Origin of the sequence: Schumannella sp. 10F1B-5-1 (genome assembly GCF_006517535.1) — a bacterium.
Lineage (GTDB): Bacteria > Actinomycetota > Actinomycetes > Actinomycetales > Microbacteriaceae > Schumannella.
The window spans coordinates 306,967-324,744 of record NZ_VHQH01000038.1; the positions used below are offsets into that span (position 1 = coordinate 306,967).

A 17,778-nucleotide genomic window follows, 5' to 3' on the forward strand; every position below is an offset into this window, starting at 1 on the left:
AGGATCATCAGTCGACCTTCCGATCGGCCCCGGCCGGTCGGAATCCCTAGAGAAGGTCGGCAGCGGTGTACCGCTCGCCGAAACCGACTAACAGAAAGCAGTTGAACCATGACGATGACCGATCCGGTCGCTGACATGCTGACCCGTCTGCGCAACGCCAACTCGGCCTACCACGACAGCGTCTCGCTGCCGTCGTCGAAGCTGAAGGCGCGCATCGCGGACATCCTCAAGCGCGAGGGCTACATCGCCGACTGGAAGGTGGAGGCCGCCCGCGTGGGCGAGACGCTGACCATCGACCTCAAGTACGGCCCCAACCGCGAGCGCTCGATCGCCGGCATCAAGCGCGTGTCGAAGCCCGGTCTGCGCGTGTACGCACGCTCGACCGAGATCCCTCACGTGCTCGGCGGCCTCGGCGTCGCGATCCTGTCCACCTCCTCCGGTCTGCTCACGGACCGTCAGGCGACTTCGAAGGGCGTGGGTGGGGAAGTCCTCGCCTACGTGTGGTGATCTGACATGTCGCGAATCGGACGTCTCCCCATCGACGTGCCCGCCGGCGTCACCGTGACGGTCGACGGCCAGGCCGTCGCCGTCAAGGGCCCGAAGGGCGAGCTCTCGCTCACCGTCGCCAACCCCATCGAGGTCAAGCTCGAGGACAACCAGGTCGTCGTGTCGCGCCCCAACGACGAGCGCGAGTCGCGCTCGCTGCACGGCCTGACCCGCACCCTGATCTCGAACCAGATCATCGGCGTGACCGAGGGCTACTCCAAGGGCCTCGAGGTCGTCGGCACGGGCTACCGCGTCACGGCCAAGGGCAGCTCGGTCGAGTTCGCCCTGGGCTACTCGCACTCCATCACGGTCGACCCGCCCGCCGGCATCTCGTTCGAGGTCGAGGGCAACAACAAGCTGACCGTCCGCGGCATCGACAAGCAGGCCGTGGGCGAGGTCGCCGCGAACATCCGCAAGCTGCGCAAGCCCGAGCCCTACAAGGGCAAGGGCGTCCGCTACGCGGGCGAGGTCGTTCGCCGCAAGGCCGGAAAGAGCGGTAAGTAATCATGGCTATCACTTCCAAGAGCGCTCAGCGCAACCGCCGTCACGCGCGTCTGCGCAAGCGCATCGCCGGTTCGGCGGAGCGTCCGCGCCTCGTCGTGACCCGTTCGGCGCGTCACGTCTTCGTCCAGGTGGTCGACGACACCGTCGGCAAGACCGTCGCGTCGGCTTCGACCCTCGAGGCGGACCTGCGCGTCTTCGACGGCGACAAGACCGCCAAGGCCCGCAAGGTCGGCGAGCTCGTCGCCGAGCGCGCCAAGAAGGTCGGCATCGACACCGTGGTCTTCGACCGCGGTGGAAACAAGTACGCCGGTCGTGTCGCAGCGATCGCCGAGGGAGCTCGAGAGGGCGGATTGAACCTGTGAGCGACGAGAACCAGAACCAGAAGGCCAACGAGACCGAGCAGACCAACGTCGCCACGGTCAACGAGGCTCCGGTGGAGACCGCTGCCGGCACCCAGGCGCCGACGAACGAGCGCGAGGGCCGCCGCGGCGGTGGTCGCGGTCGTGACAACAGCAGCCGCGACCGCAACTCGCGGGGCGGTCGCGACAGTGACAGCCAGTTCCTCGAGCGCGTCGTGACCATCAACCGCGTGTCGAAGGTCGTCAAGGGCGGTCGTCGCTTCAGCTTCACCGCGCTCGTCGTCGTCGGCGACGGCAACGGCATGGTGGGCGTCGGCTACGGCAAGGCCCGCGAGGTCCCGCTGGCGATCAGCAAGGGCGTCGAGGAGGCGAAGAAGAACTTCTTCCGCGTCCCCCGCACCGCCGCGACCATCCCGCACCCCGTGCAGGGTGAGGCCGCCGCGGGCGTCGTGCTGCTCCGTCCGGCCGCCGCCGGTACCGGCGTCATCGCCGGTGGTCCGGTGCGCGCCGTGCTCGAGTGCGCCGGCATCCACGACGTGCTGTCGAAGTCGCTCGGCTCGTCGAACACGATCAACATCGTCCACGCGACGGTGGAGGCGCTGAAGCAGCTCGAGGAGCCCCGCGCCGTCGCCGCCCGTCGTGGCCTGGAGTTCGACGCCGTCGCCCCGGAGCGCCTCGTGCGCGCCGAGGCCGACGCCCGGGCTGCTGCAACCGCGAAGGCAGGTGCCTGATGGCCGCGCGTCTCAAGGTGACCCAGATCAAGTCCGTGATCAGTGAGAAGCAGAACCAGCGCGACACGCTGCGCAGCCTCGGTCTCAAGCGCATCGGCGACACCGTCGTGCGCGAGGACACGCAGGCCAACCGCGGCTACGTGCGCACTGTCGCTCACCTGGTGAAGGTCGAGGAGATTGACTGATGGCTGACGAGAAGGCCACGAAGGACGAGGCCGTGAAGGCCCCGGCCAAGAAGGCTGCCGCCAAGCCGGCCGCCGAGAAGACCACGGCGGAGAAGGCGCCGGCCAAGAAGGCCGCCGCCAAGCCCGCCGCCGAGAAGGCCGCGGCGGCTGAGAAGCCCGCCGCCGCCAAGAAGCCGGCCGCCAAGGCCGCTGCCAAGGACGACACCGCCGCTGCCGCGGAGAAGTCGACCACGGCGGCGAAGCCCGCCGCCAAGAAGGCTCCGGCCAAGAAGGAGGAGGTCGCCCAGCGTCCTCAGGTGCTGAAGGCGCACCACCTCCGTCCGGCCGCCGGTGCCAAGAAGGACCGCACCCGCGTAGGTCGCGGTGAGGGCTCGAAGGGCAAGACCGCGGGTCGCGGAACCAAGGGAACCAAGGCGCGCTACCAGGTGCGTCCGGGTCTCGAGGGCGGCAACCTGAACTCGGTCATGCGCGCTCCGAAGCTCCGCGGCTTCAAGAACCCGTTCCGGGTGGAGTACCAGGTCGTCAACCTCGACAAGCTCTCGGAGCTGTACCCCAAGGGTGGCGACGTCACCATCAGCGACCTGGTCGCCAAGGGTGCCGTTCGCAAGAACGAGAAGGTCAAGGTTCTGGGCGACGGCGAGATTGCGGTTAAGCTGAACGTCGCGGTCGACAAGGTCTCGAGCTCTGCTGAGCAGAAGATCGTCGCCGCCGGCGGCTCGATCAAGTAGTCGACGCCGAGGCGGTCCGGCAGCCCACCAGCTGTCGGACCGCCTCAGCCGGTTTCCCCGGCACCCCACCCCTCCGGAAGGATCTCCCCAGTGTTCAGTGCCGTCGCGCGGATCTTCCGGACGCCTGACCTGCGACGCAAGATCGCGTTCACGATCGCCATCGTCGCTCTGTTCCGCATCGGCTCGTTCATCCCGGCCCCGTTCGTCGACTTCTCGAACGTGCAGGCCTGTGTGAACGGCAACGCCGGAGCCTCGGGTCTCTACACCCTCGTCAACCTCTTCAGCGGCGGAGCGCTGCTGAAGCTCTCGATCTTCGCGCTCGGCATCATGCCGTACATCACCGCGTCGATCATCGTGCAGCTGCTGCGCGTGGTCATCCCCCGCTTCGACACCCTCTACAAGGAGGGCCAGGCGGGCCAGGCCAAGCTGACGCAGTACACGCGCTACCTCACGATCGCCCTGGGCGTCCTCCAGTCGACGACCCTGATCACCGTCGCCCGCTCGGGCGCCCTGTTCTCGGGCACGGGCAACGCGACCGCGGAGTGCTCGGCCCTCATCACCTCCGACGGCGACACCTGGTACGGCATCCTGCTCATGGTCATCACCATGACCGCCGGCACCGGCCTCATCATGTGGATGGGCGAGCTCATCACCGAGCGCGGCATCGGCAACGGCATGTCGCTGCTGATCTTCACCTCGATCGCCGCCCAGTTCCCGAGCGCGCTCATCGCGATCTTCCAGAGCCGCGGCATCGAGACCCTCATCCTGGTCTTGCTGATCGGCATCCTGATCGTGGCGGCCGTCATCTTCGTCGAGCAGTCGCAGAGACGCATCCCGGTGCAGTACGCCAAGCGGATGGTCGGCCGACGCACCTACGGCGGCAACAACACGTACATCCCGATCAAGGTCAACATGGCCGGCGTCGTGCCCGTCATCTTCGCCTCGTCGCTGCTGTACCTGCCGGCGCTCATCGCCCAGTTCAACGCGCCGCCGTCGGGCCAGGCCGCCCAGCCGTGGGTTCAGTGGATCACCGACTACCTCACGCGCGGCGACCACCCGCTGTACATGGCGCTGTACTTCCTGCTCATCGTCGGCTTCACCTACTTCTACGTCGCGATCACCTTCAACCCCGAAGAGGTCGCCGACAACATGAAGAAGTACGGCGGCTTCATCCCCGGCATCCGCGCGGGCCGTCCGACGGCGGAGTACCTCGACTACGTGCTCACCCGCGTCACGCTGCCGGGCTCGATCTACCTCGGCCTGATCGCGCTCATCCCGCTGATCGCGCTCGTCGCGATCAACGCCAACCAGAACTTCCCGTTCGGCGGCACGAGCATCCTGATCATGGTCGGCGTCGGCCTCGAGACCGTGAAGCAGATCGACTCGCAGCTGCAGCAGCGCCACTACGAGGGGCTGCTGCGATGACCCGGCTGCTCATCGTGGGCCCGCCCGGGGTCGGCAAGGGCACGCAGGCCGAGCGCATCGTCGCCGCCTACGGCATCCCGACGATCTCGACCGGCGACATCTTCCGCGCCAACATCAAGAACGAGACCGAGCTGGGCCTGCGAGTCAAGGCGATCGTGGATGCGGGCGACTACGTGCCCGACGAGCTGACGAACGCGCTCGTGACCGACCGCCTCTCGGAGGCGGACGCGGGCGAGGGCTTCCTGCTCGACGGCTACCCCCGCACGACGCAGCAGGTCGAGTACCTCGACGAGCTGCTCTCGTCGCACGGTCACGAGCTCGACGCGGTCGTGCGCCTGGTCGCCGACCGCGATGAGATCGTGCGCCGTCTGCGCAAGCGCGCGGTCGAGCAGGGTCGTCTCGACGACTCCGAGGAGGCCATCGCCCACCGCCAGGAGGTCTACGCGCGCGAGACGGAGCCGCTCATCGCGGCCTACCGCGACCGCGGGCTCCTGGTCGAGGTCGACGGACTCGGCACGGTCGACGAGGTCACCCAGCGCATCTTCTCGGCTCTCGCCTCGCGCGGTCTCGAGACCGTCAGCGCCTGAGTCCGTCGCGCGCCGCTTTCCGGCGCTCGAGCTCAGCCGCGCAGAGCGGCGAGGTCGGCGGTCATCGCCCCCACGACCGTGAAGCCCCCGCCGACAGGATGCGCACTCGACGGGATCGTGTGGCCGCCGCCGATCACGCTGTACAGGGCGACGCGACCGAGCTCGTCGTCGACGGCCAGCCGTTCGACGGCCGGCGCACCCGCGTCGTCGCGGGCGACGACCTCGGCGACGGCCCGCGCCGCATCCAGGCCGTTCCTCGCGGCCCAGTAGAGCAACGTCTGCGGTGCCGACAGCCCCGGCCCGCGCGAGTTCAGGCCGAACACGGAGCTCTCGCCGCCCTCGTAGGGGACGGTGGCATCCCGCGTGCCGTGCACGAGCATCAGGGGCACCGCCGGGCCGGGCGGCGGGAGCGGGATGACATTGCCCGGCGCCGGCTGAGTCGCCCCGATCATGACGGCGCCGGCCAGCAGCTCGGGCGCCTCGTGCGCGAGGCGGTTCACCATCGCGCCGCCGTTGGAGAAGCCCGCGGCCACGACCCGCTCCGGGTCGATGCCGTCGGCGTGCACGCTCGCGGCGACGATCGCCCGCAGGAAGCCGACGTCGTCGACCTCCTCCCGTCGCGCCGCGAACGGCAGACGGACGCGGGCGTCGTTCCAGTGCCGCCGGAAGCCGGTCGGGTAGATCACCGCCGCGCCGGCGTCACGTGCCAGCGTGTCGAAGTCGCGCCCGGCCGCGCGCCGCACGGTCGCGCCGGTGCCGTTCGATCCGTGCAGCACGAGCAGCAGCGGGCCGCCGACAAGAGGGGATGGTGGCCGCGCCACGAGCAGGGGGCGCTCGCGCCCGCCGTGGTGCAGTGTGCGCCGCTCGAGCCGCACGACGCCGTCGTCGGGCGAGGTCGGCGGCTGCGCATCCACGCCTCCAGTCTGGACGAGACGGCGGCGCCGGGCACGAGCCGAACGGGGCGGGCGGGGGAGTGTACACCCGGCTTGGCGAAAAGCCCGGGCATGGCGTAAGCTCGACCCTTGGTGCTCTGCGCCCGCGTATTCGCGTGCAATCGCACTGACATCCCACCCGCATGACCTGCGGTCGAACGACGTAACGAAGAGGGTATGGCCAAGAAAGACGGAGTCATCGAGATCGAAGGATCCGTGCTCGAAGCGCTGCCCAACGCGATGTTCCGCGTTGAGCTCAGCAACGGACACAAGGTTCTCGCCCACATCTCGGGCAAGATGCGCCAGCACTACATCCGCATCCTCCCCGAGGACCGCGTGATCGTGGAGCTGAGCCCCTACGACCTGACCCGCGGCCGGATCGTCTACCGCTACAAGTAAGACCCGCTCGTCAGGTAACGGCCGCCCACATCTGGGCGCGCACGAAGACAGCGAGAGAAGAAGAACATGAAGGTCAACCCCAGCGTCAAGCCGATCTGCGACCACTGCAAGGTGATCCGCCGCAACGGCCGCGTCATGGTGATCTGCAAGAGCAACCCGCGCCACAAGCAGCGACAGGGATAAGCAGAAGGTCCTTTCGGACCTTCTGCCCCTGTCGCCGAAGCCCTCCGGGCTTCGGACACCCTGCCAGGCCACGGAAGACCTGCGACACCGATAACTCAATACATCCAGACAGCGCCACCAGATCCGCGCTCACCACGTGAGCACGGGGACACCTCGGGTTGGAGGCCCGGGCACCGGCAGCGCACCACACCTCCACGACACCCAGGAGCAAGCCACATGGCACGTCTCGCCGGCGTCGACATCCCGCGCGACAAGCGCGTGGAGGTCGCACTCACTTACATCTACGGAGTCGGACGCACCCGCGCCCTCGCGACTCTCAAGGAGACCGGGATCTCCGGTGACATCCGAGTCAAGGATCTGACCGACGACCAGCTCGTCGCTCTCCGCGACTACATCGAGGGCACGTTCAAGGTGGAGGGCGACCTGCGCCGCGAGGTGCAGGCCGACATCCGCCGCAAGGTCGAGATCGGCTCGTACGAGGGTCTGCGCCACCGTCGCGGCCTCCCGGTCCGCGGTCAGCGCACCAAGACCAACGCCCGCACCCGCAAGGGCCCGAAGCGCACCGTCGCCGGCAAGAAGAAGGCAGGCAAGAAGTAATGGCCACCCCGAAGACCTCCGCGCGCAAGCCGCGCCGCAAGGAGAAGAAGAACATCGCCGTGGGCCAGGCCCACATCAAGTCGACGTTCAACAACACCATCGTGTCGATCACCGACCCGTCGGGTGCGGTCGTCAGCTGGGCCTCCTCGGGTGGCGTCGGCTTCAAGGGCTCGCGCAAGTCGACCCCCTACGCCGCGCAGATGGCCGCCGAGTCGGCTGCCCGCCAGGCGCAGGAGCACGGCATGAAGAAGGTCGACGTCTTCGTCAAGGGCCCCGGCTCGGGTCGCGAGACCGCGATCCGCTCGCTCCAGGCCGCGGGCCTCGAGGTCGGCAGCATCAACGACGTGACGCCCCAGGCGCACAACGGATGCCGCCCGCCGAAGCGCCGCCGCGTGTGATCCCCGCGTTCCCCTGAGCAGCTGCCGCGCGCAGACCGGGGGAACGCGGTCCGGGTCGGCCCGTGAGCGGGTCGACCCGGACCGGATCACGATCTCCGTCGTGCTCCGGCCCCGAGACTTCACAACTCAACAAACGGCGGCCTAGCCAACCGCTGCACCTCCGTGAGCGTCATATGGCGGACGCTCTCGCTGAAAGGACACCACGTGCTCATTGCACAGCGACCCACCCTCTCTGAGGAGACGATCTCCGAGTTCCGCTCGCGGTTCGTGATCGAGCCCCTCGAGCCCGGCTTCGGCTACACCCTCGGCAACTCCCTGCGTCGCACCCTGCTCTCCTCGATCCCGGGCGCCGCGGTCACCAGCATCCGCATCGACGGCATCCAGCACGAGTTCGACACGGTCCCCGGTGTGAAGGAGGACGTCGTCGAGATCGTCCTCAACATCAAGGGCCTCGTCGTCTCGAGCGAGCACGACGAGCCGATCACCGCCTACCTGCGCAAGCAGGGCGCGGGCCAGGTCACGGCCGCCGACATCTCGGCTCCGGCGGGTGTGGAGATCCACAACCCCGAGCTGGTCATCGCGACGCTCAACGACAAGGCCAAGTTCGAGCTCGAGCTCACCATCGAGCGCGGCCGCGGCTACGTCTCGGCGACCCAGAACCGCAGCGAGTTCAGCGAGGCGGGCCAGATCCCGATCGACTCGATCTACTCGCCCGTGCTCAAGGTCACCTACCGCGTCGAGGCCACCCGCGCCGGCGAGCGCACCGACTTCGACCGCCTCGTGGTCGACGTCGAGTCGAAGCCGGCGATCACCCCGCGCGACGCGATCGCCTCGGCCGGCCGCACCCTGGTCGAGCTGTTCGGTCTCGCCCGCGAGCTCAACACGCAGGCCGAGGGCATCGAGATCGGGCCCGCCCCGGTCGACGCCGTCCTCAGCTCCGAGCTGTCGATGCCCATCGAGGACCTCGACCTCTCGGTGCGCAGCTACAACTGCCTCAAGCGCGAGGGCATCAACACGGTCAGCGAGCTCGTCGCCCTCTCGGAGACGCAGCTCATGAACATCCGCAACTTCGGTCAGAAGTCGGTCGACGAGGTCAAGGACAAGCTCGTCGAGCTCGGACTGTCGCTCAAGGACAGCGTCCCCGGTTTCGACGGCGCCCACTTCTACGGCGGCTACGACGACGACACCACCAACGTCTGACTCAGACGCTGATCGACTTCGCAACACTGGAGAAATAGACAATGCCTAAGCCCACCAAGGGACCCCGCCTCGGAGGCGGACCGGCGCACGAGCGCCTGATGCTCGCGAACCTCGCCGCCGCGCTGTTCACGCACGAGCGCATCCAGACGACCGAGACCAAGGCCAAGCGCCTGCGTCCGGTCGCCGAGCGCCTGATCACCTTCGCCAAGCGCGGAGACCTGCACGCGCGTCGCCGCGTGCTCGGCACGATCGGCGACAAGGGCGTCGTGCACAAGCTGTTCACCGAGATCGCGCCGCAGGTGGCCGACCGCGAGGGCGGCTACACGCGCATCGTCAAGACCGGCTTCCGCAAGGGCGACAACGCCCCCATGGCCGTGATCGAGCTCGTGCTCGAGCCCGTCTCGAAGAAGCCCGCCTCGTCGACCAAGTCGGCGAAGCGCGCCGAGACCAAGGTCGCTCCCGTCGAGGAGACGCCGGCCGAGGAGACCACGGTCGAGGAGACCGAGGTCGTCGAGGATGCGGACGCCGCCGAGACCGACGCCGAGGTGGCCGAGGTCGAGGGCGTCGAGGCCGAGGAGGCCGCTGAGGCTCCCGCCGAGGACGACACGAAGTAACACCGCTCACGCGCCCCGCGCGTCAGCAGCAAGAAGGCCCCGCCGGTTCGCCGGCGGGGCCTTCGTCGTCGCGGCCGGCTGTGCACGGCGGTCCGCGCGCGCCAGGGTTCCGTGCGCGCGCGCATGCGGTTAGCGTGACCGCATGGCGAGTGAGGCGACGACGCTCGAGGTCCCCGGTCCCGACGGCGTGCGCGAGATGCGCGTGTCGAGCCCGAGCCGCGTGATCTGGCCCGAGGCCGGCGTCACCAAGCTGGAGCTGGCCGAGTACCTGGTCGCCGTCGCGCCGGCGTTCCTCGCGCACAACGGGGATCGGCCGATCTCGCTGCAGCGCTTCGGCGGCGACGTCTCGGGGGAGTGGTTCTTCTCGAAGAACCCGCCCAAGGGCACGCCCGACTGGATCCGAACCGTCGACGTGACGTACCCGAGCGGGCGCACGCATCCGCAGCTCGTCGCCGACGAGGCCGCCGCGCTCGTGTGGATGGCGCAGATGAACACGGTCGTGTTCCACCCGTGGCCCTCGCGCGCCGGCGACACCGACCACCCCGACGAGCTGCGCATCGACCTCGACCCGCAGCCCGGCACCGACTTCCGCGACGTGATCTCGGTGGCCCACGGGATGCGCGAGGTGCTGTCCGAGGCCGGACTGACCGCCGCGGTGAAGACCTCGGGCAGTCGCGGGCTGCACCTGATCGCACCGATCGTCGCCGAGCACGACTTCATCGAGGTGCGCCACGCGGTGATCGCCGCGGCGCGCGAGCTCGAACGGCGACGTCCCGATGACGTGACGACGTCGTGGTGGAAGGAGGAGCGCGGCGAGCGCATCTTCCTCGACTACAACCAGGCGGCGCGCGACCGCACGACGGCCGGCGCGTACAGCCCGCGGGCGCTGCCCGGGGCGACCGTCTCGACGCCGCTGACCTGGGACGAGCTCGACGACGTCGACCCGACCGCGTTCACGATCCGCACGGTGCCCCAGCGCCTCGCCGACCTCGGCGATCCGTGGGCGGGGCTGCACGACTCGGCCGGATCGCTCGCGCCGCTGCTGGAGTGGTGGGAGCGGGACCTGGCTGCCGGTCTCGGCGACCTCGTCTATCCGCCCGACTACCCGAAGATGCCCGGCGAGCCGCCGCGGGTGGCCCCGAGTCGGGCGCGCAAGGAGCAGGACTAGGCGGCGCGGCGCGGTGCTGGGCGGTTTCGTCGACCGTTCTGGCTCGCCGGCCGCGCGGTCTCCCCGACCGCTCACTCTCCCTGGGCGCGCAGTCCCCCTGGCCGCTCAGTCGAGCAGCGCGCCCAGGTCGTAGGCGGCAGGCACCTCGAGTTGGGCGAAGGTGCACGACCGCGGCTCGCGGTCGGGCCGCCAGCGCTCGAACTGCGCCGTGTGTCGGAAGCGCGCGCCCTCCATCTGGTCGTAGCGCACCTCGAGCACGCGCTCGGGCCGCAGCACGACGAAGCCGGTGTCGCGCGAGCCGGTGAAGCGGGTGCGGTCGTCCTCGCCGCGCAGCGCCTCGCCGTGCGCATCCAGGGCGACCAGCGGCGCGAGCTCGTCGATCAGCTCGCGGCGGCGGGCGGTCGTGAACGCCGAGACCCCGCCAACGCGGTGCAGCTCGCCGTCGTCGCCGTAGAGGCCGAGCAGCAGCGAGCCCACGCCCTCGCCCGACTTGTGCATCCGGTAGCCCGTGAGCACGACGTCGGCGGTGCGGGCGTGCTTGATCTTGAGCAGCACGCGCTTGCCGGGCGCGTACGGCGCGGCGAGCGGCTTGGCGACGACGCCGTCGAGCCCGGCGCCCTCGAACTCGTCGAGCCATCGCCGTGCGTCGTCGGCGTCGCGGCCGAGCACCGAGAGGTGCAGCGGCGGGCGCGCGTCGACGAGCAGGCGCTCGAGCGCGGCTCGACGCTCGGCGAAGGGGTGCGCGTGCAGGTCGGGGTCGTCGGCGGTGCGCAGCAGGTCGAAGACGACGAGCGACGCCGGGGTCTCGGCGGCGAGCTTCGCGACCCGGCTCGCGGCGGGGTGGATGCGCTGCGACAGCGCCTCCCAGTCGAGCCGCTCGCCCGAGCCGGTGCCCGTGCCACCGCTCGCGCGCAGCACGATCTCGCCGTCGACGACGGTGCCCGGCGGCAGCTGGGCGGCCACCGCATCCAGCAGCTCGGGGAAGTAGCGGGTCAGCGGCTTCGATCCGCGGCTGCCGATCTCGACCGAGATGCCCGAGCTTCCGGCGCCGACGGCCACGATCGCCCGGAAGCCGTCCCACTTGGGCTCATAGGCGTAGCCCCCGGCGATCGCGTCGGCGTCGGGCACGGCGGCGACGGCCTTGGCCAGCATGGGGCCGCCGGCGAGCTCCCCGCGGAGGAGCTCGCCGGCGTCGACGATCCTGCCGCTCAGTGCTCGGTCGCCTTCTCGGCGCCGTGCCCGGTCATCGAGCGCACCTCCATCTCGGCGGCGACGCGTGTGTCCTCGCGCGAGGGCGAGCTGAGCGTGCCGATGATGCCGAGCAGGAACCCGATCGGGATCGACACGATGCCCGGGTTCGACAGCGGGAACCAGTGGAAGTCGACCCCCGGGATCATCGGCGTCGCCCCTCCCGAGACCGCCGGCGAGAAGATGATCAGGATGAGCGCCGAGGCGAGCCCGCCGACCATGCTCCAGACGGCGCCGCGGGTCGTGAAGCGCTTCCAGAACAGCGAGAACAGGATCGTCGGCAGGTTCGCGCTGGCCGCGACCGCGAAGGCGAGCGCGACGAGGAACGCCACGTTCTGGCCCTGCGCGGCGATGCCGCCGAGGATCGCCAGGATGCCGATGCCCACGACGGTCCAGCGGGCCACCTTGACCTCGCGGCCCGGCTCGGGCTTGCCCTTCTTGATGACGCTCGCGTAGATGTCGTGCGCGAGCGACGTGGCCGCGGTGATCGTGAGACCGGCGACGACCGCCAGGATCGTCGCGAACGCGACCGCCGAGATGATGCCGAGCAGCACCGGTCCGCCGAGCTGCAGGGCCAGCAGGGGAGCGGCCGAGTTGACGCCGCCGGGAGCCGCGAGGATCGCATCCGGTCCGACCAGCGCCGCGGCGCCGTAGCCGAGCACCAGGGTGAACAGGTAGAAGGCGCCGATGATCCAGATCGCCCAGACGACGCTGCGCCGCGCCTCCTTCGCCGTCGGCACCGTGTAGAAGCGCATGAGCACGTGCGGCAGGCCGGCGGTGCCGAGCACCAGGGCGAGGGCGAGCGAGACGAAGTCGAGCGGGTTCGCGCCGTACTGCAGCCCGGGCGCGAGCACGGCCGAGCCGTCGAGCCCCGCATCCGCCGCCTTCTGCGACGCGCCGAAGGTGTCGACGGCCTTCTGCAGCAGCGCCGAGAAGTCGAAGCCGTTGATCGCGAGCACCCAGATCGTCATGATCGCGGCGCCGCCGACGAGCAGGCAGGCCTTGACGATCTGCACCCAGGTCGTGCCCTTCATCCCGCCGATCAGCACGTAGAGGATCATCAGCACGCCCACCACCGCGATGACGATGCCGATCGCGACCGGGCCGTTGAGCCCGAGCAGCAGGGCGACGAGGCCGCCGGCGCCGGCCATCTGCGCCAGCAGGTAGAAGAAGCACACGACGAGCGTGGTGACGGCCGCCGCGGTACGCACCGGGCCCTGCTTGAGGCGGAACGACAGCACGTCGGCCATCGTGAACTTGCCGGTGTTGCGCATGAGCTCGGCCACCAGCAGCAGGGCGACCAGCCAGGCGACCAGGAAGCCGATCGAGTAGAGGAAGCCGTCGTAGCCGTTGACCGCGATGGCGCCGCAGATGCCGAGGAACGACGCGGCCGACAGGTAGTCGCCCGAGATCGCGATACCGTTCTGCGGGCCCGTGAACGAGCGCCCGGCGGCGTAGTAGTCGGCGGCCGAGCGGTTGTTGCGGCTCGCCCGGAAGACGATGATCAGGGTGACGAGGACGAACGCGAGGAAGATCGCGATGTTCAGCACCGGGTTGTTCTCGACGTTCACTTCTCCGCCTCCTCGAGCTCGTGGCGGATCGCGGTCGCCTCGGGGTCCATGCGCCGGTTCGCGAACCGCACGTAGGCCATCGTGATCACGAAGGTCGTGACGAACTGGGCCAGGCCCAGCAGCAGGCCCAGATTGACGTTGCCGATCACCGGCGTCGCCATGAGATCGTGCGCATACGCCGCGAGCAGCACGTAGACGAAGTACCAGAGCAGGAACGCCACGGCGAGCGGGAACACGAAGCCGCGGTGGCGACGGCGCAGCCGCTGGAACGGCTCGGAGGCGGCGACCGCCTCGTAGTCGGGGGATCGGTGGGGCGCAGGGTCGGACACGGGTGACCTCCTCGTCACACGCGACGCGCGACGGTGCGCGCCGCGACGATCGGAGGCGCATCCTCGCGTCCCCCGAGTGGGGGTCAGCCTAAGCGGATGCTGTGCGCGGTGTCGAGGGTCGCGCGCGGGTCAGACCGGCCGCGGCGCCGACTCGTAGTCGCGGTCGTCGCGCAGCGGCGGCAGCTGCGCGAGTCGCTGCAGCGCCTCCTGCAGCGTGGCGGTGAACAGGCGCGCTCCCGCGCCGCCGAAGTGCACCTGGTCGCGGTTCAGCTCGGCCAGGTGCGGCTGCACGGCGTCGTGCCAGTTCGACAGCTCGACGTTGCGGTACTGCTGCGCGTAGGCGGTGAGGATGGCGTTGTTCGGGTCGATCCACGACCGCGGCGCCTGGGCGGTGACGAGCACGAGCTCGCGCTGCGGGCCGAGGATGCGCCGCAGGTCGTCGAGGGTGTCGCGACTCAGCGAGCCGTTCGTGCCGAGGGCGACGACGACGATCGAGCGCAGCCGCCCCTGGTCTTTGATCGACTGCACGAGCGCCGGCCCGGCCGACATCTGCCGCGACACGCTGGCGTCGATGTCGATGCCCGGCAGCTGCGCCTGCAGCTCCTCGGCCGCCGCGAGGGTGACCGAGTCGCCGACGACGCTGATGCGGTCGCCCTGAGGCGCGGCCTGGGATGCCGACGGGCTGGGGGAGGGCTGGGCCGAGATCGCCGCCTGGCCGGCCTCGACCTGGCTCTGGGTGCTGCCGATGCCCGGGTCGCGCGACACCGCCCATCCGGTCGCCGCGATCGCCCCGAGCGCGAGCACCGAGACGAGCGTCGCCGCGATCGCCGAGCTGGCTCCCCAGCGCCACCAGCCGACCGCGAGGCGGGCGGTGCGCCGGAAGCCGTCGGTGCGCAGCGGCATCTCGAGCGCGCTGTAGGAGATGCCCGCGGCCGTGAGCGTGACGGCCAGCGCCGTCGCGGCCAGCAGCCACCCGCCCCAGCTGTCGCGCGGCCAGCTCGGGATGGCCGCATCCAGCAGCAGGAAGACCGGCCAGTGCCAGAGGTAGACGCCGTAGCTTCGGCGGCCGAGCCAGCGCAGCGGGGCGACGTCGAGCGCGCGCCCGAGCAGCGAGCCCGGGGCGACGGCGGCGGCGATCGCGGCCGTGCTGAGCGCGGCCGCGAGGAGGAGCCCGCCCTGCGTGACGAGCGGATCGTGCTCGGGCAGCGTCAGCGCGAGCGCGACGAGACCGGCGATCGCCGCGAGCCCGAGCGTGCCCAGCAGCGCGCGACGCGGACGCGACCAGGCCTCGCGGTCGCGCGCCCAGCCGTCGGCGGCGAAGGCCAGGAACGCCCCGAGCGCCAGGCCGAAGCTGTGCGTGTCGGTGCCGTAGTACGCGCGGGTCGCGTCGACGGGGTCGCCGAGCAGCCACATCGCAGCGGCGCTCGCCGCCGCGAGCACGAGCGCGGCCGCCATGCGCACCCGACGGGGGAGCAGCACGAGCAGCAGCACGAGCAGCGGCCAGACCAGATAGAACTGCTCCTCGACCGCGAGCGACCAGAGATTGCGGAACAGCTCCGGCGACGCCGCGTCGAAATAGCTCGAGCCCTGGGCGATGAAGATCCAGTTGGTCGAGAACGTGGCCGCGCCGATCAGCTGCGAGCCGAGCCGCACCAGGGTGTCGCCGCCGACGAAGGCCGCGGCCGCGCCGCAGACCAGCAGCACGAGCGCGAGCGCCGGCAGCAGGCGCCGGGCCCGACGCATCCAGAACGAACCCAGGCGGATGCGGCCGGTCGCGGCGCGCTCGCGCAGCAGCAGGGTCGTGATGAGGAAGCCGCTGATCACGAAGAAGACGTCGACGCCGAGGAAGCCGCCCGGCAGCACGCCGACCGGAGCCAGGTGGAACACGACGACGAGAGCGACCGCGATGGCCCGCAGGCCGTCGAGTCCGGTCAGCCGACCGGAGAGTGCTCGAACGGGAGCATCGTCGCGGATCGGAGCCATGGCGGCACCCACTTTAGACTCGGGGCGTGACCGAAGCCGAGGGCCCGCTGGACGCCGCCGACGGCATCCCGGCCGCCTCTCATCGCCTTCGCCTCGACCTGGCCTACGACGGCACGGCGTTCTCGGGCTGGAGTCGTCAGCCGGGGCTGCGGACCGTGCAGGGCGAGCTCGAAGCGGCGCTCGCGACGGTGTTCCGTCGCACTCCGGTGCCGCCGACGCTGACCGTGGCCGGCCGCACCGACGCCGGCGTGCACGCGCTCGGCCAGGTCGCGCACCTCGACCTCGACGACGCCCAGCTCGGGATGCTCGACGCCCCTCACCGCGGAGGCGACCGGTCGCGCGCCCCGATGGGCGCCGCGGCGCTCGCCCGGCGGCTGAACGGGATCGCCGGCCTCGACTCCGACGTGTGGATCGCCCGCGCGACGCGCGCCCCGGCCGGCTTCGACGCCCGGTTCTCGGCCGTGTGGCGCCGCTACGAGTACCGCGTCGCCGATGCGGTCGCGCTCAAGGACCCGCGCCGCCGCAGTGCGACGCTGTGGCATCCCGTCGAGCTCGACGTCGCCGCGATGGACGCCGCCGCGGCCGCGCTGACCGGTCTGCACGACTGGGCCGCCTACTGCAAGCCGCGCGAGGGCGCGACGACGATCCGCACGCTGCAGTCGTTCAGCTGGCACCGCGACGCCGACGGGGTGCTCGTGGCGCGGCTGCAGGCCGACGCCTTCTGCCACAGCATGGTGCGCGCGCTGGTCGGCGGCTCGATGGCCGTCGGAGCGGGGCGGCTGGCTCCCGAGCGGCTCGCCGGCATCCGCGACGAGGCGCGGCGCGGGTCGGAGTTCATCGTCGCGCCGGCCAAGGGCCTGACGCTGATGGAGGTCGGCTACCCGCCCGATTCCGAGCTCGCCGCGCGGGCCGAGCAGACCCGGGCGCGCCGCGACGCCGGCGAGGTGGATGCGCCGCATTTGACCGGGTCGCCCTCGAGCACGTAATCTGTACCGGTTGTCTGCTTCCGGCTCGTCCGGCGGGCGACGACACGAGCCCTCCACCGTCGGGTTCCGCGCCATCGGCGCGAGAACGCACACCGGAGCGGGATTCACGACCACCTCGAGAGAAAGCAGTCCTATCGTGACGCGCACTTTCAGCCCCAAGCCCGCTGACATCCAGCGGGAGTGGGTCGTCATCGACGCCGCCGACGTCGTGCTCGGCCGCCTGGCCAGCCACGCCGCAGCCCTGCTGCGCGGCAAGCACAAGGCGACGTTCGCCCCCCACATGGACATGGGCGACTTCGTCATCATCATCAACGCCGAGAAGGTCGCCCTGACCGGCGCCAAGCTCGAGAAGAAGCTGGCCTACCGCCACTCGGGCTACCCGGGCGGCCTCACCGCCACCGCGTACTCGGAGCTGCTCGAGAAGCACCCGACCCGCGCCGTCGAGAAGGCGATCCGCGGCATGCTGCCCAAGACCTCGCTCGGTCGCGCGCAGATCAAGAAGCTGAAGGTCTACGCCGGTGCCGAGCACCCGCACGCCGCTCAGCAGCCCAAGACCTACACCCTGACCCAGGTCGCGCAGTAAGCGTCCGCCGAAACCGAGGATCACCACTAATGGCGAAGATCGAAGACACCATCACCGGCGAGGCGCTGCAGAACTACTCGACCGAGACGCCCGCGGGCGCCGTCGAGACCAGCACCCCTCGCGCTCCCCTCACCGTCTCGGGTGCGGCCGTCGGCCGCCGCAAGGAGGCCATCGCGCAGGTGCGCCTGGTCCCGGGCACCGGCGCGTACCAGGTCAACGGACGCACGCTCGGGGAGTACTTCCCGAACAAGCTGCACCAGCAGCTGATCAACGACCCCTTCAAGGTGCTCGACCTGATCGGCGGCTACGACGTGACCGCGAAGATCACCGGCGGCGGCCCCTCGGGCCAGGCCGGCGCGCTGCGCCTCGCGATCGCGCGTGCGCTCAACGAGATCGACCGCGAGAACAACCGTCCCGCGCTCAAGAAGGCCGGCTTCCTGACCCGCGACGCGCGCGTCATCGAGCGCAAGAAGGCCGGTCTCAAGAAGGCCCGCAAGGCCTCGCAGTTCTCGAAGCGCTGAT

Annotated in this window: 23 protein-coding genes; 18 read left to right on the plus strand and 5 right to left on the minus strand. The window is 70.4% G+C overall.

Features of this window, described 5'->3' with window-relative positions; all coding sequences use genetic code 11:
* Positions 1-108: 108 nt before the first annotated feature.
* The 8 genes from rpsH to FJ658_RS10465 all read left to right on the plus strand — a co-directional run bounded on the left by rpsH (position 109) and on the right by FJ658_RS10465 (position 5,065).
* Entirely contained in the window at positions 109-507 is a 399-nt protein-coding gene (gene rpsH / locus FJ658_RS10430) for a 30S ribosomal protein S8 (RefSeq protein ID WP_141145308.1), read from the plus strand.
* Positions 508-513: 6 nt separating this feature from the next.
* The gene (gene rplF, locus FJ658_RS10435) at positions 514-1,050 is read left to right on the plus strand and encodes a 50S ribosomal protein L6 (protein ID WP_141145309.1); all 537 of its coding nucleotides are present in this window, start codon (positions 514-516) and stop codon (positions 1,048-1,050) included.
* A gap of 2 nt (positions 1,051-1,052) precedes the next feature.
* Entirely contained in the window at positions 1,053-1,412 is a 360-nt protein-coding gene (gene rplR, locus FJ658_RS10440) for a 50S ribosomal protein L18 (RefSeq protein WP_141145310.1), read from the plus strand.
* Positions 1,409-2,140 (plus strand): 30S ribosomal protein S5, encoded by a 732-nt coding sequence (gene rpsE, locus FJ658_RS10445; RefSeq protein WP_141145311.1) that lies wholly within the window; start codon positions 1,409-1,411, stop codon positions 2,138-2,140. The genes rplR and rpsE overlap by 4 nt, the downstream gene beginning before the upstream one ends.
* Complete coding sequence (gene rpmD / locus FJ658_RS10450; RefSeq protein WP_141145312.1) at positions 2,140-2,325, plus strand: 50S ribosomal protein L30; 186 nt, start codon at positions 2,140-2,142, stop codon at positions 2,323-2,325. The genes rpsE and rpmD overlap by 1 nt, the downstream gene beginning before the upstream one ends.
* Positions 2,325-3,053 carry a 50S ribosomal protein L15 gene (gene rplO, locus FJ658_RS10455; protein ID WP_141145313.1) on the plus strand — a complete coding sequence of 243 codons (729 nt, stop codon included), beginning with the start codon at positions 2,325-2,327 and terminating at the stop codon, positions 3,051-3,053. Before rpmD ends, rplO begins: the two co-directional genes overlap by 1 nt.
* A gap of 90 nt (positions 3,054-3,143) precedes the next feature.
* The gene (secY, locus tag FJ658_RS10460; protein WP_141145314.1) at positions 3,144-4,478 is read left to right on the plus strand and encodes a preprotein translocase subunit SecY; all 1,335 of its coding nucleotides are present in this window, start codon (positions 3,144-3,146) and stop codon (positions 4,476-4,478) included.
* Positions 4,475-5,065: an adenylate kinase gene (locus FJ658_RS10465; RefSeq protein ID WP_141145315.1), complete on the plus strand. Its 591-nt coding sequence runs from the start codon at positions 4,475-4,477 to the stop codon at positions 5,063-5,065. The genes secY and FJ658_RS10465 overlap by 4 nt, the downstream gene beginning before the upstream one ends.
* Positions 5,066-5,097: 32 nt before the next feature.
* Here the strand turns inward: FJ658_RS10465 and FJ658_RS10470 are convergent, their stop codons facing one another.
* Positions 5,098-5,979: a PHB depolymerase family esterase gene (locus FJ658_RS10470; protein ID WP_181408416.1), complete on the minus strand. Its 882-nt coding sequence runs from the start codon at positions 5,977-5,979 to the stop codon at positions 5,098-5,100.
* A 195-nt stretch (positions 5,980-6,174) separates the two neighbouring features.
* On the opposite strand from FJ658_RS10470, the gene infA reads away from it, so the two are divergent.
* From infA to ligD, 7 genes are all read left to right on the plus strand, one after another.
* Positions 6,175-6,396 carry a translation initiation factor IF-1 gene (gene infA / locus FJ658_RS10475; protein ID WP_100365313.1) on the plus strand — a complete coding sequence of 74 codons (222 nt, stop codon included), beginning with the start codon at positions 6,175-6,177 and terminating at the stop codon, positions 6,394-6,396.
* A gap of 66 nt (positions 6,397-6,462) precedes the next feature.
* Positions 6,463-6,579 (plus strand): 50S ribosomal protein L36, encoded by a 117-nt coding sequence (gene rpmJ, locus FJ658_RS10480; RefSeq protein WP_055821300.1) that lies wholly within the window; start codon positions 6,463-6,465, stop codon positions 6,577-6,579.
* Between the two features lie 216 nt (positions 6,580-6,795).
* Positions 6,796-7,176, plus strand: a complete 381-nt coding sequence (gene rpsM, locus FJ658_RS10485) for a 30S ribosomal protein S13 (RefSeq protein ID WP_141145317.1) — start codon at positions 6,796-6,798, stop codon at positions 7,174-7,176.
* Positions 7,176-7,574 carry a 30S ribosomal protein S11 gene (gene rpsK / locus FJ658_RS10490; RefSeq protein ID WP_141145318.1) on the plus strand — a complete coding sequence of 133 codons (399 nt, stop codon included), beginning with the start codon at positions 7,176-7,178 and terminating at the stop codon, positions 7,572-7,574. Before rpsM ends, rpsK begins: the two co-directional genes overlap by 1 nt.
* A 204-nt stretch (positions 7,575-7,778) precedes the next feature.
* Positions 7,779-8,774 (plus strand): DNA-directed RNA polymerase subunit alpha, encoded by a 996-nt coding sequence (locus FJ658_RS10495; RefSeq protein WP_141145319.1) that lies wholly within the window; start codon positions 7,779-7,781, stop codon positions 8,772-8,774.
* A gap of 41 nt (positions 8,775-8,815) precedes the next feature.
* Entirely contained in the window at positions 8,816-9,388 is a 573-nt protein-coding gene (gene rplQ / locus FJ658_RS10500; protein WP_141145320.1) for a 50S ribosomal protein L17, read from the plus strand.
* A 142-nt stretch (positions 9,389-9,530) separates the two neighbouring features.
* Positions 9,531-10,556: a non-homologous end-joining DNA ligase gene (ligD, locus tag FJ658_RS10505; protein WP_141145321.1), complete on the plus strand. Its 1,026-nt coding sequence runs from the start codon at positions 9,531-9,533 to the stop codon at positions 10,554-10,556.
* A gap of 105 nt (positions 10,557-10,661) precedes the next feature.
* Here the strand turns inward: ligD and FJ658_RS10510 are convergent, their stop codons facing one another.
* From FJ658_RS10510 to FJ658_RS10520, 4 genes are all read right to left on the minus strand, one after another.
* On the minus strand, positions 10,662-11,708 hold the full coding sequence (locus FJ658_RS10510) for an ATP-dependent DNA ligase (RefSeq protein ID WP_141145322.1): 1,047 nt from the start codon (positions 11,706-11,708) through the stop codon (positions 10,662-10,664).
* A 56-nt stretch (positions 11,709-11,764) separates the two neighbouring features.
* Positions 11,765-13,375, minus strand: coding sequence for a cation acetate symporter (locus FJ658_RS10515; RefSeq protein WP_255447669.1), 1,611 nt, complete (start codon positions 13,373-13,375; stop codon positions 11,765-11,767).
* The gene (locus FJ658_RS16865) at positions 13,372-13,704 is read right to left on the minus strand and encodes a DUF485 domain-containing protein (RefSeq protein WP_255447670.1); all 333 of its coding nucleotides are present in this window, start codon (positions 13,702-13,704) and stop codon (positions 13,372-13,374) included. Before FJ658_RS16865 ends, FJ658_RS10515 begins: the two co-directional genes overlap by 4 nt.
* 129 nt (positions 13,705-13,833) lie before the next feature.
* A complete protein-coding gene (locus tag FJ658_RS10520) occupies positions 13,834-15,687 on the minus strand; it encodes an acyltransferase family protein (RefSeq protein WP_141145324.1) in 1,854 nt (617 codons plus the stop codon).
* 26 nt (positions 15,688-15,713) lie between these two features.
* Here FJ658_RS10520 and FJ658_RS10525 point away from each other — a divergent pair, with 26 nt between their 5' ends.
* The 3 genes from FJ658_RS10525 (at position 15,714) to rpsI (ending at position 17,777) form a co-directional block, all read left to right on the plus strand.
* Positions 15,714-16,673 (plus strand): tRNA pseudouridine(38-40) synthase TruA, encoded by a 960-nt coding sequence (locus FJ658_RS10525; protein WP_255447671.1) that lies wholly within the window; start codon positions 15,714-15,716, stop codon positions 16,671-16,673.
* Positions 16,674-16,809: 136 nt separating this feature from the next.
* Positions 16,810-17,256, plus strand: coding sequence for a 50S ribosomal protein L13 (gene rplM / locus FJ658_RS10530; protein ID WP_141145325.1), 447 nt, complete (start codon positions 16,810-16,812; stop codon positions 17,254-17,256).
* Between the two features lie 29 nt (positions 17,257-17,285).
* Positions 17,286-17,777 carry a 30S ribosomal protein S9 gene (gene rpsI, locus FJ658_RS10535; RefSeq protein WP_141145326.1) on the plus strand — a complete coding sequence of 164 codons (492 nt, stop codon included), beginning with the start codon at positions 17,286-17,288 and terminating at the stop codon, positions 17,775-17,777.
* Position 17,778 lies beyond the last annotated feature (1 nt).

Coding starts and splice junctions, on each gene's coding strand:
- rpsM (WP_141145317.1), top strand. CDS start 6,796: ATGGCACGTCTCGCCGGCGTCGACATCCCGCGCGACAAGCGCGTGGAG.
- rplO (WP_141145313.1), top strand. CDS start 2,325: ATGGCTGACGAGAAGGCCACGAAGGACGAGGCCGTGAAGGCCCCGGCC.
- rplF (WP_141145309.1), top strand. CDS start 514: ATGTCGCGAATCGGACGTCTCCCCATCGACGTGCCCGCCGGCGTCACC.
- rpsI (WP_141145326.1), top strand. CDS start 17,286: ATGGCGAAGATCGAAGACACCATCACCGGCGAGGCGCTGCAGAACTAC.
- FJ658_RS10510 (WP_141145322.1), bottom strand. CDS start 11,708: ATGCTGGCCAAGGCCGTCGCCGCCGTGCCCGACGCCGACGCGATCGCC.
- rpsH (WP_141145308.1), top strand. CDS start 109: ATGACGATGACCGATCCGGTCGCTGACATGCTGACCCGTCTGCGCAAC.
- rplR (WP_141145310.1), top strand. CDS start 1,053: ATGGCTATCACTTCCAAGAGCGCTCAGCGCAACCGCCGTCACGCGCGT.
- FJ658_RS10465 (WP_141145315.1), top strand. CDS start 4,475: ATGACCCGGCTGCTCATCGTGGGCCCGCCCGGGGTCGGCAAGGGCACG.
- rpsK (WP_141145318.1), top strand. CDS start 7,176: ATGGCCACCCCGAAGACCTCCGCGCGCAAGCCGCGCCGCAAGGAGAAG.
- infA (WP_100365313.1), top strand. CDS start 6,175: ATGGCCAAGAAAGACGGAGTCATCGAGATCGAAGGATCCGTGCTCGAA.
- rpmD (WP_141145312.1), top strand. CDS start 2,140: ATGGCCGCGCGTCTCAAGGTGACCCAGATCAAGTCCGTGATCAGTGAG.
- rpmJ (WP_055821300.1), top strand. CDS start 6,463: ATGAAGGTCAACCCCAGCGTCAAGCCGATCTGCGACCACTGCAAGGTG.
- FJ658_RS10520 (WP_141145324.1), bottom strand. CDS start 15,687: ATGGCTCCGATCCGCGACGATGCTCCCGTTCGAGCACTCTCCGGTCGG.
- ligD (WP_141145321.1), top strand. CDS start 9,531: ATGGCGAGTGAGGCGACGACGCTCGAGGTCCCCGGTCCCGACGGCGTG.
- rplQ (WP_141145320.1), top strand. CDS start 8,816: ATGCCTAAGCCCACCAAGGGACCCCGCCTCGGAGGCGGACCGGCGCAC.